General features: G+C 72.5%; 9 protein-coding genes. 3 read left to right on the forward strand and 6 right to left on the reverse strand.

Annotated elements, in window-relative coordinates; all coding sequences use genetic code 11:
* Window positions 1-274 precede the first annotated feature (274 nt).
* Both ACFV6X_RS28745 and ACFV6X_RS28750 read right to left on the reverse strand, forming a co-directional pair.
* Window positions 275-2,290, reverse strand: a complete 2,016-nt coding sequence (locus tag ACFV6X_RS28745) for a ricin-type beta-trefoil lectin domain protein (protein ID WP_385388189.1) — start codon at window positions 2,288-2,290, stop codon at window positions 275-277.
* Window positions 2,291-2,780: 490 nt separating this feature from the next.
* Window positions 2,781-3,218, reverse strand: coding sequence for a DUF4442 domain-containing protein (locus ACFV6X_RS28750; RefSeq protein WP_385388357.1), 438 nt, complete (start codon window positions 3,216-3,218; stop codon window positions 2,781-2,783).
* A gap of 284 nt (window positions 3,219-3,502) precedes the next feature.
* On the opposite strand from ACFV6X_RS28750, the gene ACFV6X_RS28755 reads away from it, so the two are divergent.
* Together ACFV6X_RS28755 and ACFV6X_RS28760 are read left to right on the forward strand one after the other, a co-directional pair.
* Window positions 3,503-4,519, forward strand: a complete 1,017-nt coding sequence (locus ACFV6X_RS28755; RefSeq protein WP_385388191.1) for a hypothetical protein — start codon at window positions 3,503-3,505, stop codon at window positions 4,517-4,519.
* A gap of 48 nt (window positions 4,520-4,567) precedes the next feature.
* Window positions 4,568-5,863, forward strand: a complete 1,296-nt coding sequence (locus tag ACFV6X_RS28760) for an MFS transporter (protein WP_385388193.1) — start codon at window positions 4,568-4,570, stop codon at window positions 5,861-5,863.
* Here ACFV6X_RS28760 and ACFV6X_RS28765 read toward each other — a convergent pair.
* From ACFV6X_RS28765 to ACFV6X_RS28775, 3 genes are all read right to left on the reverse strand, one after another.
* Entirely contained in the window at window positions 5,825-6,670 is an 846-nt protein-coding gene (locus ACFV6X_RS28765) for a spermidine synthase (RefSeq protein WP_385388194.1), read from the reverse strand. The genes ACFV6X_RS28760 and ACFV6X_RS28765 overlap by 39 nt on opposite strands.
* 191 nt (window positions 6,671-6,861) lie before the next feature.
* Window positions 6,862-8,031: an elongation factor Tu gene (gene tuf / locus ACFV6X_RS28770; protein ID WP_385388196.1), complete on the reverse strand. Its 1,170-nt coding sequence runs from the start codon at window positions 8,029-8,031 to the stop codon at window positions 6,862-6,864.
* 265 nt (window positions 8,032-8,296) lie between these two features.
* On the reverse strand, window positions 8,297-9,019 hold the full coding sequence (locus tag ACFV6X_RS28775) for a DNA alkylation repair protein (protein ID WP_385388198.1): 723 nt from the start codon (window positions 9,017-9,019) through the stop codon (window positions 8,297-8,299).
* A 49-nt stretch (window positions 9,020-9,068) separates the two neighbouring features.
* Here ACFV6X_RS28775 and ACFV6X_RS28780 point away from each other — a divergent pair, with 49 nt between their 5' ends.
* Window positions 9,069-9,869: a TVP38/TMEM64 family protein gene (locus ACFV6X_RS28780; RefSeq protein WP_385388200.1), complete on the forward strand. Its 801-nt coding sequence runs from the start codon at window positions 9,069-9,071 to the stop codon at window positions 9,867-9,869.
* A gap of 16 nt (window positions 9,870-9,885) precedes the next feature.
* Here the strand turns inward: ACFV6X_RS28780 and ACFV6X_RS28785 are convergent, their stop codons facing one another.
* Window positions 9,886-11,055 (reverse strand): thiolase family protein, encoded by a 1,170-nt coding sequence (locus ACFV6X_RS28785; RefSeq protein WP_385388202.1) that lies wholly within the window; start codon window positions 11,053-11,055, stop codon window positions 9,886-9,888.
* Between the last annotated feature and the right edge of the window lie 35 nt (window positions 11,056-11,090).

Consider the following 11,090-nt stretch of genomic DNA (forward strand, 5'->3'; position numbering starts at 1 on the left):
CTTCAACGGGTCCATGGCCCCGCTGAGGCGGGTCGCGGGGGGCGTGGGGCCATACGGGGCCCCGGGCCGGGGGGGGGGCGGGCGGGCCCCCGCCCCGGCCCCCACGCCGCGCAGCCTACCGGGTCACGATGACACTCCCGGGTCCCACAGATCGCACCGGTGCTCCTGGCTCACGGTCGTGCTGAGCGCGTTGCCGCCGAGCGCGGGCGAGCCGACAACAAGCGAACGCGGGGGCAACCTCGGTGGGGTGACCCCGGAACGACGGAGGGGCGGTTCAGCCCAGCAGCGGCCGCGTCACCGCCGCTCCGTGCGACGTGGCCGCCGCCTGGACCGCGTCCGTCAGGTTGTGCACGCCGGCTTCGGCTCGCGGTGGGGCGACGGGCGCGGCGGGCGGGGGCTGTTCGTCGCAGCAGCCGGCCTGGGCGACCCGGGTCTCGTACTCGCCCGGCGGGGTCTCGGACTCCTGGCCGCTCGGGCCGTCGTCACTGCCCTGGTTGTCGCCGTGGTGGTCTCCGTCACGACGGGAGTCGTCGCCGTGTCGGTTTCCGTCGCGAGGATCTTCGCCGTGGCGCCGGTCGGAGTCGCCGATGCGGTCGGGGTTGCCCTGGCGGTCGTCCCGGTGGGCCTCGGCGCTCCGTCTTTCCGGCCGGCCGCCGCGATCGTCGCGCTCCCGGCCCTCGGCGCTCCGCGGCCGGGTCCGACCCGTTCCCCCGGACTCCCGTGTCGCCTCGCCCACCGCCTCCAGCCGCCACCGCTGCTCCAAGGAGCCGTCCCGCGCGGCGACGACCAGTTCCCTCCCCGGTCCAGGGGCGACGAGTCGGCCGTTGCCCCGGCGAAGGAGCAGTTCGCCGCGCACGGTGAGGTCGTACTGCACCTGCCCGGAGGGCGCGACGCAGTCGGACAGCGTGACCGCTGCGGTGCCGGCGTCTGCGTCTGCGTCTGCGTCTGCGTCGGCGTCGGCGTCGGCGTCGGCGTCGAGGCAGAGCGAGGGGTCGGCGACGCTGCGGAGTTGCCCGTCGTCCTGGTACGACCACTGCTGTGAGCCGGTGGCCGAGCAGGGCATCAGCACGGCCGCGGTGCCCCGGCCGTCGAGGCAGAGGCCGACGGCGAGGCTGCGCAGGCGTCCCCGGGCCACCTCGACCGGGCGTTCCACGGAGGCGGCCGACGGGGTTCCGGTGGACGGATCCTTGGGCCCCGGACCGGGGTGCACCGTGCGGCTGCTCGGGGCTCCCCAGGTGGCGCCGGGGTCCGGGACACCGTTGTCGTCGGACCAGCCCTTGACCGACAGCACGGTCGCGAGCAGCACGAGGGAGGTCAGGCCGACGCCGACGACCACGGCCCGGGCGTGACGTCGGGGCATGGTGAGCGATCCGGCCTGCGCCGGCCGGTGGCGTCCGCCGGCTCTGGGGCGGGCGGCACCGAACGGACGGACGACGGTGAGGGGGCGGGGCGGGAGCGACGGGGCCGGGGTGCGGCCGGGGCGGGAGTCGAGATAGCGCTGGGCGCCCCAGCCGAGCACGGTTTCGGCGAGCAGGACGTCCAGGCCACCGTCGAAATGACTGAGTTGTTCGGCGGCGTGACGGCAGTGCGGGCACCGCGTCAGATGCTGCTGCACATCGGGCAGCAGGGCGCCGCCGCGCCGCATGGGGACGTCCAGGAGGCGGTTGTAGAAACGGCATTCCCTGGTCGGCGCGAGTTCCCTGTGGGCGCGTACGCAGCCGGACCGGAATTCCTCGTGCGCCCGGTCCAGGCCGGAGGACGCGGTAAGGGCGTCAATGCCCAGCAGACCGGCCGGTACGGTTATCGTCTCCGCCTCGACCTCGGAGTGCCACAGGAGGCATTGGGAAGCCGACGGAAGGGCATGGAAAGCGCGCTCAGCGAGGCGTCGCCTTTCGGGCGTCACGGACTTCACCGCGCGCAGTCCGCGCCCTCCGCTGGGTTTGCCGAGTTCCGGCAGCAGGGCCAGGACATCGTCCTCGGCGGCCCATTCGCGGACCGTGTTCCGGACGGCCGTCAGAAGCTGCGGCCGCAGTGCGCCGCCGGCCATCCGTCGACCGAGGACCTGCTGGAACGCGGCGCCGGCCGCCATCGACGCCGAAACCGTGGACGCGGCAAGACAGATGACGGCGTATTCGTGCACCGCGCGCCAGTGCCGGGCCAGCAGCAGTGCGGCGGCCCTGGCGTCCGGCTCGGGATCGGCGATGCGGGCGAGGAGATCGCGGTCGGACTCGACCGGGCGCGGTCCTGGTCGGGGCGGGTAGGGCGGGCGTGGGGGGTGAGGGGGCTGCACTGAACCATTTCCTTCCGAGCCGAGGACGCGCACGAAATGCGCTTCCGTCGGAAAGCAGGTGCTGATTGGTGCGTACTTATGAGCCTGACCTGTGCTTTACCAGCCCGCGGGTGGCACACCTTCGCACATGCGCCGCACAGGAAACAAGGAGTTCGAGAGCCCGGGATTCAAGGGTCCGGAAAATGCCGGTGTTACCCCTGGTATCCGCACCCGCATTCGAAGAAGGGCGTGGTGCGACCCTCAACTTGTGTGAGTGTCAGGCGGGTTGACGCACAGAATCTCCAACTTCGAGGAACGCGGCACGCGGTGCGAACCCTTGGCCGTGCGCTGGTCGCTCGAGTCCGAGCCCGAACCCGAGGACAAGAGGAGTACGACCACGCTTTCCGCCGCACGGGCGCCGGCCTGTGAGGACGACCGGCGGGTCCCCGCGAGGGGGTCCTTGCCCGAGAAGGGCCCCGGCGGTGCGCCGGGGCCCTTCTCGGAGAAACTCTCAGCTGTTGGGACGCAGAGTCCACACAACGGTCATCTCCGTGGTCACCGCCCCGTCCTCGCGCTGGATGGCGACGGCCACCGGGAACTCGGGACGCTTGCCCTCGTCGAGTTCGGCGACGACCTCGGCGGCCGGGCGCCCGAGGGTCGCGGTGGCCGTGACGGGGCCCAGGGCGATCTTCCTGAACGCGATCTCGGCATGCACCGGCAGCGGCACGGCCCGCGAGAGCTGGTCACCGAACGCGGCCAGCACGATCGCGCCACTGGCCGACTCGCCCAGGGTGAACATCGCACCCGCGTGCGGCCCGCCGACGTGATTGCGGTACTCGCTCTGGTCCGGCAGGGCCAGCACGGCCTTCTCCGGAGTGGTCTCCAGGTACTCGAGGTTCAGCGTCCGAACCATCGGCACCGTGGCGGCGAGCAACTCGCCGATCGACATCTGATCTGCGCTCATGACCGCATGTTACCCACGAGTAGCCCACACTGGCCAGATCCGCGCGATGATCGTCGTACCATCGCGACGCACGCGCCCAGGGATCAGCCGCCGCCGGCGGGACCGTCCCACGGCTCGGCGACCCCAACTCACCACCCGCACGCCCGGGTTCACCGCACTTCCTCGGCACGGTACGGCGGTACGCCATGCCCTCGGATTCCTGAATTGCTACGTCCCTGACAAAGCCCGGTGACCGAATCGTGTCCCTGGCCCTACTAGGGTTACCGCTCATGTGGCCAGGAGAGCAGCCGCCCGGGGGCGAGCAGAACCCGCAGGGACAGAACAACCCGTACCAGCAGCCGGGGTACCAGCAGCCGAATCCGTATCAGCAGGCGGGATACCAGCAGCCCAACCCCTATGCGCAGCAGCCGCAGTGGGGCACGCCCGCGCCGATGGGGCAGCCGCAGCCCGGCGGGAGCGGGAGCGGGGGCGGCAACCGGACGAAGCTGGTCGCGATCATCGCGGCCTCCGCCGTGGTCCTGACCGCCGGTGTCACGGGCTTCCTGGTCCTCGGCGGGGACAAGGACGACAAGGCCGACGGCGGCGACAAGCCGAAGACGAGCCAGTCGCCGTCGACCTCCACGGAACCCAGTGACTCCGCGTCGGGGTCGGAGGACAACCCGCGCAACAGCGAGGCCGAGAAGCCGACGATCGACGGCTGGAAGGTCGTCATCAACCCCAAGCGCGGCGTCGCCTTCGACGTGCCGGCGGACTGGGAGGTCGAGTCGCCGGGGGTGACCATCGGCTTCGAGGACGACAAGTCGGACAGCGGTGAACCGCTGATCGTGATGTCGGCACCGGCGTACTACAAGTCGAAGTGGTGCACGACCGACGAGAACAAGGACGGCCGCACCGAGGACACGCACCTGGCCGCCGTGGGCACCAAGGGTGCCGACGGCGCCAAGGACACCGACGAGGTCGCCATCAACACGGTCCCCTGGTGGGTCTACGGCGGCTACACCCAGCCGGACAAGAAGAGCATGAAGTTCGAGGAGAAGGCGGAGCCCTATACCACGAAGTCGGGCATCGAGGGCAGCATCGCCTGGGCCGAGTCGACGAACACGCCCCAGAAGGGCAAGTGCGCCAGCGACGGCAAGGCGGCCACGTTCGGCTTCAAGAACTCCGTCGGCGACTTCGTGTCCTGGAACTTCTACGGGGCCAAGGGGGTCGAGGGCGAGGTGCCCAAGGCGACCATCATGCAGATCCTGAGCACCGTACGGCTGCACGGGGAGCCCACCGGAGGCTGACGCACAATCGGTTTGGCAAGTCGGGGGTGGGGCGGTGATAGTCGGCCGGTGAACACCGTCGCCGGAGCCTCCCGCCCCCGCAGACCCGCCTGGGCGGGACGCAACTACAGCCTGCTGACCGCCGCGGCGGTCGTCACCCACCTCGGCAGCAACGGCGCGCTCGTCGCCGCCGCCTTCGCCGTGCTGGAGGCGGGCGGCGACGGCGGTGACGTGGGCCTTGTGGCGGCTGCCCGCACCCTGCCGCTGGTGCTCTTCCTGCTGATCGGGGGCGCGGTCGCGGACCGGCTGCCCCGGCACCGCGTGATGGTCGCCGCGAACGCCCTCAACTGTGTCTCGCAGGGCCTGTTCGCCGTCCTGGTCCTCGCCGGCGAGGCACAGCTGTGGCACATGATGCTGCTGAGTGCGCTCGGCGGCACCGGACAGGCGTTTTTCAGCCCCGCCGCCGAAGGCATGCTGATGTCCTCCGTGCAGGGCGATCAGGTGAGCCGCGCGTTCGCGGTGTTCCGGATGGCGATGCAGGGTGCGGCCCTGGGCGGGGCGGCTGTCGGTGGTGCGATGGTCGCCGCGATCGGACCGGGCTGGGTGCTCGCGGCGGACGCGGCCGCGTTCGCCGTCGCCGGGGCGCTGCGCGCCTTCCTGGACGTCAGCCACATCCCGCCGCGCGAACCGGGCGGCGGGCTGCTCGCCGATCTGCGGGAGGGCTGGCGGGAGGTCGCCGGCCGGCCCTGGCTGTGGGGTGTCGTCGTCCAGTTCTCGATCGCCAACGCGGTGGTGGCGGCCGCCGAAGCGGTCTACGGCCCGCTGGTCGCCCGGGACCATCTGGGCGGAGCCGCGCCCTGGGGTCTGGCACTGGGCTTCTTCGCCGCGGGCACGGTCGTCGGCGCGCTGCTGATGACCCGCTGGAAACCACGCCGGCTGCTCCTCGCCGGCACCCTCGGTGTCTTCCCGCTGGCTCTGCCGTCCGCGGCGCTGGCGGTGCCCGTGCCGGTCTGGGGCCTGTGCGCGGTGATGTTCGTGACCGGGGTGACGCTGGAGATCTTCGGGGTCTCCTGGATGACCGCCCTGCATCAGGAGATCTCGGAGGACAAGCTCTCGCGCGTCTCGGCGTACGACTGGTTCGGCTCGGTCGCGATGGTTCCGCTGGCGACGGCCATGGCGGGCCCGGCCGAGGTGGCGTTCGGGCGGACGGCGGCGCTGTGGGGCTGCGCGACGCTCGTCGTGGTGGTCACCGCGGCGGTGCTGTGCGTCCCGGACGTGCGCAACCTGCGGCGCCGTACCCATCCGGTGGCCAAGGGCGCGCCGGCCTCAGCCGATGCGGAACGTCCCGTCGGGGGGCTCGGGTGAGGGGACCGCGTCCGCGTCCCCGACCGGCCGGGCGTCCCCGATGAACGCGCGCAGCGCGGGCCCGTGTTCGACGCGGGCCGGGAAGGCGTCGGCGGCGGTGCGGCGGGCCAGGGCTGCCGTGTCGAGCCGACGGTGCGCGGCGACCAGCACCGCGTTGCCGAACCGCCGCCCGCGCAGCACGGCGGGCTCGGCGATCAGCGCGAGTTCCGGGAACGCGGTGGCGAACGTGGCCAGCTGGGAGCGGAGGAAGGCGAACGGCGCGGCGTCGGCCAGATTGGCCATGTAGACCCCGTCGGGGCGCAGCAGCCGCTCGACGTCACGGGCGTAGCCGACGCAGGTGAACCCGGCCGGCACCCGTGAGCCGCCGAAGACGTCGCCGACGACCACGTCCGCCGAGTCGGCCGGGGCGCCGGCCAGCCAGTCCCGGGCGTCCGCGACGTGCACCGAGACTCCGGCACCCTCGCCGACCGGCAGATACTCGCCGACCAGATCCACCAGCCCCCGGTCGGCCTCCACGACGTCCTGCCGTGATCCGGCCCGCGTCGCCGCCACGTACCGCGGCAGCGTGAGCGCACCTCCGCCGAGATGCACCACGTCCAGCGGCCGGCCCGCCTGCGCGACGCCGTCCAGCACATGCCCGAGCCGCCGCACGTACTCGAACTCCAGATACGTCGGCTCGTCGAGGTCGACGTAGGACTGCGGCGCCCCGTCGACGGTCAGCAGCCAGGCCCGCTCCCGGTCGACGTCCGGCATGAGCTTGGCGGTGCCGTGATCGACGACTCGGCTGACAGGTATCGGCTCACTCACGGCTCCATTGTGCCGGGGCGCGCGCCGGCGAGGTCACGCGCCGGCGCGGGTGGTGCGGGCGGGCATCACGAGCCGGAGCGGGGCCGGGCGGAGGACGGGGCGGAACCGGGCCGGGCGGGATGTGCTCCAGCCCGGCCCGAGGTGGCCGCGGGGTCGCCTCCCGAAGGCGACCCCGCGACCCTGCGACGGCCTCAGTCCACGGCCGTCACGGTGCCGGCGCCGACCGTCCGGCCGCCCTCGCGGATCGCGAAGCCGAGGCCCGGCTCCAGGGGCACCTCCCGTCCCAGCTCGACGCTCATCGTCACCGTCTCCCCCGGGCGTGCGACCGCGACCTCACCGAGGTCGATGTCGCCGACCACATCCGCGGTACGGATGTAGAACTGCGGCCGGTACCCGGTGGAGAGCGGCGTGGTGCGCCCGCCCTCACGCGCCGACAGCACGTACACCTGCGCACAGAACCGGCGTCGCGGCACCACGCTGTCCGGCGCGGCGACCACATGCCCCCGGCGCACGGCGTCCCGGGGCACGCCACGCAGCAGCAACGCCACGTTGTCCCCGGCCTGCGCCTCGTCCATCGGCTTGCCGAAGGTCTCCAGGCCGGTGACGACGGACGACACCTCGGCCCCCAGCACCTCCACCCGGTCACCGACCCGGACCGTGCCGCGCTCCACGGCCCCCGTGACGACCGTGCCGCGCCCGGTGATGGTCAGCACGTTCTCGACCGGCAGCAGGAACGGCGCGTCCAGGTACCGCTCCGGCATGGGCACATACGTGTCCACCGCGTCCAGCAGCGCCTCGACGGACGCGGTCCACCGGGGGTCGCCCTCCAGCGCCCGCAGCCCGGACACCCGTACGACCGGTACGGAGTCGCCCCCGTACCCGTGCTGGGTGAGCAGGTCGCGTACCTCCAGCTCGACGAGGTCGATGAGCTCCTCGTCGCCGGAGTCGGCCTTGTTGAGGGCGACGACGATGTGGTCGACGCCCACCTGCCGGGCGAGCAGCACGTGCTCGGCGGTCTGCGGCATGATCCCGTCGAGCGCGGAGACGACGAGGATGGCCCCGTCCAGCTGCGCCGCGCCGGTGACCATGTTCTTGACGTAGTCGGCGTGGCCCGGCATGTCCACGTGCGCGTAGTGCCGGGTGTCGGTCTCGTACTCGACGTGCGCGATGTTGATGGTGATGCCGCGCGCCGCCTCCTCGGGGGCGCGGTCGATCCGGTCGAAGGGCACGAACGTGCCGGTGCCCCGCTCGGCGAGGACCTTGGTGATGGCGGCCGTCAGGGTGGTCTTGCCGTGGTCGACGTGACCCATGGTGCCGATGTTCAGGTGCGGTTTGGTGCGCACGTAAGCCGTCTTGGGCATGGCGATACCTCGAAGCGTCTCGATGGTGACGGGGACCCCGGTGACCGGCCGACCCTCCCCCTGCGGGGTCCGCCGGACTTTCCGGGGAGGGTCAGCTTCGGGCGCCGTCGACAGCGGCCAGGAGGATCAGGGCGGCAGCCTTCGGGGCATCCGCGACCGCGGATGCTGCGAGGTGGAAGGCGTGCCGGAACATGACGTCGATACTCGCCGACGCCGCCGGGCGCGTCGACCGATTTATCGAGGCGGGCAGTTCGGCGGCACCGGGTCAGGGCCCGACGTTCTTCAGCGCCTCCCGCACCGACAGTGGCGCGAACCGCCCCCGCTCCCGCGCGAGGAAGTCGCGTACGGCGTCGGGGTCGGTCTTGGCGTACTCCCGCAGGCACCAGCCGATCGCCTTGCGGACGAAGAAGTCCGGGTGCCCGGACTGGCGCAGGCAGTAGGAGAAGAGTCGTTCGCTGTCGGTGCGCTCCTTGTAGCGCAGTTGGTGGAGCAGGGCCGTCCGGGCGACCCACAGGTCGTCGTCCAGGATCCAGGCGTCCATGTCGGTCTTCAGTCCGGGATCGGCGGCCACCAGCGGACCCACCACATGGGCGGCGAGCAGGTCGACGGTGTCCCACCACGGGACGGTGGTGACGAGCCGCCGGGCAACCGGCAGGAAACCCGACGAGCAGCGGCTCACATGACGGCGCAGATAGTCGACCGCGAAGTAGTGGAACTCGCGCTCGGGCAACTGCCAGCAACGCAGCGCCACCGCGGTGCAGTCGGCCTCGTCCGGGCGGGGCGTGTCCTCGACGACCGTGCGGGACAGGGCGCGGCGCACGGGCGTGGTCAGGCCGAGGAAGGGCGCGACGTCCTTCATGTACGCCCGCATGGGCGCCGCGCGCGCCGGGTCGGCCGCGGCGGTGTAGGCGGCGGTGAGCCGTGGCAGCAACGTGTCGGCGAGTCGGCTGCGCGGGACACCCGCCGTTCGCGCACCTGTGACGCTCATGAGACGAACCATACGGCGATCACACATATCCGTCGGTTAGTGTCGCCCAATGCTCGATGCCCACAACCGCTCTGGGGGCACCGCACCGGCCTCTCCCCGGGCCACTGCCACCGAACTCGCGGTGACCGCCACCGAACTCGCCGCCGTCGTCCCCGTCTCCGGCGGTGCCGCGGCCGTCGGCCTCGCCGCCCGCTGCGTCAGACTTCTGCTGTCGCCCTGGGCCCGCTTCTCCGTGCTCGTCGCCCTGCTGGTCGGGGCCGGGGCGGCGGTGCTGCTCTTCGAGCCGCAGCGGCTGCTCGCGCACGGCTGGCCGCCGCAGCTCGGCGGTGTCGTGGCGGCGCTCATCTTCGCCGTCGCGTACGGCGTGATCACCGTGGCGTTCGTGCCGCGGCCCCTGCTCAACCTGGCGGCGGGGGCGCTGTTCGGCTCCGAGCTGGGCATCGCCGCGGCGGTCGCCGGTTCGGTGATCGGCGCCGGGATCGCCTTCGGGCTGGGCCGGCTCCTGGGCCAGGACGCGCTGCGGCCGCTGCTGCGCGGCAAGTTCCTGAAGACCGTGGACCGGCAGTTCAGCCGGCACGGCTTCCGCTCGATGCTCGCGGTGCGGCTGTTCCCGGGCGTGCCGTTCTGGGCCGCCAACTACTGCGCCGCCGTCTCGAAGATGGGCTGGCTGCCCTTCCTGCTCGCCACGGCGCTCGGCTCGCTGCCGAACACCGCCGCGTACGTCGTCGCCGGCGCCCGCGCCTCCACGCCGACGTCGCCGGTGTTCCTGATCGCGATGGCCGCCATCGCGATTCCGGGCCTGGCGGGCGCGGTGGTGGCGTGGCGCAAACGCCACCACCTGCGCGGCTGACCCGCGACCGGAGGACCTACGGGGCTTCCAGGATCATCGCGTTGGCCAGCCCGCCCGCCTCGCACATCGTCTGCAGGGCGTAGCGGGCGCTACGCTCCCGCATGGCGTGCACGAGCGTGGTGGTCAGCCGGGTGCCGCTGGCGCCCAGCGGATGCCCGAGGGCGATGGCGCCGCCGTGCACGTTGACCTTGGCCAGGTCGGCGCCGGTCTCCTGCTGCCAGGCGAGCACGACGCTCGAGAAGGCCTCGTTGACCTCGAACAGGTCGATGTCGTCCAGGGTCAGGGATGCCCTGCGCAGCACCTTCTCGGTCGCCGGCACGACGCCGGTGAGCATCAGCAGCGGGTCGGAGCCGGTGACGGCGAAGCTGTGCAGCCGGGCCAGGGGGCGCAGGCCGAGACGGGCGGCGGTCTCGCTCGACGTGATGAGCACGGCGGAGGCGCCGTCGTTGACGGGGCTGGCGTTGCCCGCGGTGACGTTCCACTCGATCTGCGGGAAGCGCTCGGCGAAGGCGGGGTCGTGGTACGCGGGCTTGAGGCCGGCCAGGATCTCGGTGGTGCTGCCCGGCCGTACGCACTCGTCCCGCGCGACGCCGTCGACGGGCGCGACCTCGGCGTCGAACAGGCCGCCGTCCCAGGCCGCGGCGGCCCTGCGGTGCGAGGAGACGGCGAAGGCGTCCATCTGCTCGCGCGTGATGGACCACTTGGCGGCGATCAGCTCGGCGCTGATGCCCTGCGGGAGGAGGCCCTCCGGGTACCGCTGGGCGACGCCGGGGCCGAACGGGTCCTTGCCGGGCGGGACGTTCGACCACATCGGCACGCGGCTCATGGACTCGACACCGCAGGCGACCACCATGTCGTACGCGCCCGACAGCACGCCTTGCGCCGCGAAGTGCACGGCCTGCTGGGAGGAGCCGCACTGCCGGTCCACGGTGGTCGCGGGGACGGTCTCCGGGAAGCCCGCCGACAGCACGGCGTACCGGGTGGTGTTCATGGCCTGCTCGCCGACCTGGTCGACGGTGCCGCCGATGACGTCGTCGATCAGCGCCGGGTCGACGCCGGAGCGCTCGACGAGGGTGCGCAGGGTGTGGGCCAGGAGTTCGACGGGGTGGATGTGCGCGAGCGAGCCGTTCGGCTTGCCCTTGCCCATGGGGGTGCGTACGGCTTCGACGATGACTGCGTCACGCATGCTGCGGGCCTCCTTGGCCGCCGGAGCGGGCACCG

Source organism: Streptomyces sp. NPDC059861, from assembly GCF_042731435.1.
GTDB lineage: Bacteria > Actinomycetota > Actinomycetes > Streptomycetales > Streptomycetaceae > Streptomyces.

Coding starts and splice junctions, on each gene's coding strand:
- ACFV6X_RS28750 (WP_385388357.1), bottom strand. CDS start 3,218: ATGTCGATCGGCGAGTTGCTCGCCGCCACGGTGCCGATGGTTCGGACG.
- ACFV6X_RS28755 (WP_385388191.1), top strand. CDS start 3,503: ATGTGGCCAGGAGAGCAGCCGCCCGGGGGCGAGCAGAACCCGCAGGGA.
- tuf (WP_385388196.1), bottom strand. CDS start 8,031: ATGCCCAAGACGGCTTACGTGCGCACCAAACCGCACCTGAACATCGGC.
- ACFV6X_RS28775 (WP_385388198.1), bottom strand. CDS start 9,019: ATGAGCGTCACAGGTGCGCGAACGGCGGGTGTCCCGCGCAGCCGACTC.
- ACFV6X_RS28780 (WP_385388200.1), top strand. CDS start 9,069: ATGCTCGATGCCCACAACCGCTCTGGGGGCACCGCACCGGCCTCTCCC.
- ACFV6X_RS28785 (WP_385388202.1), bottom strand. CDS start 11,055: ATGCGTGACGCAGTCATCGTCGAAGCCGTACGCACCCCCATGGGCAAG.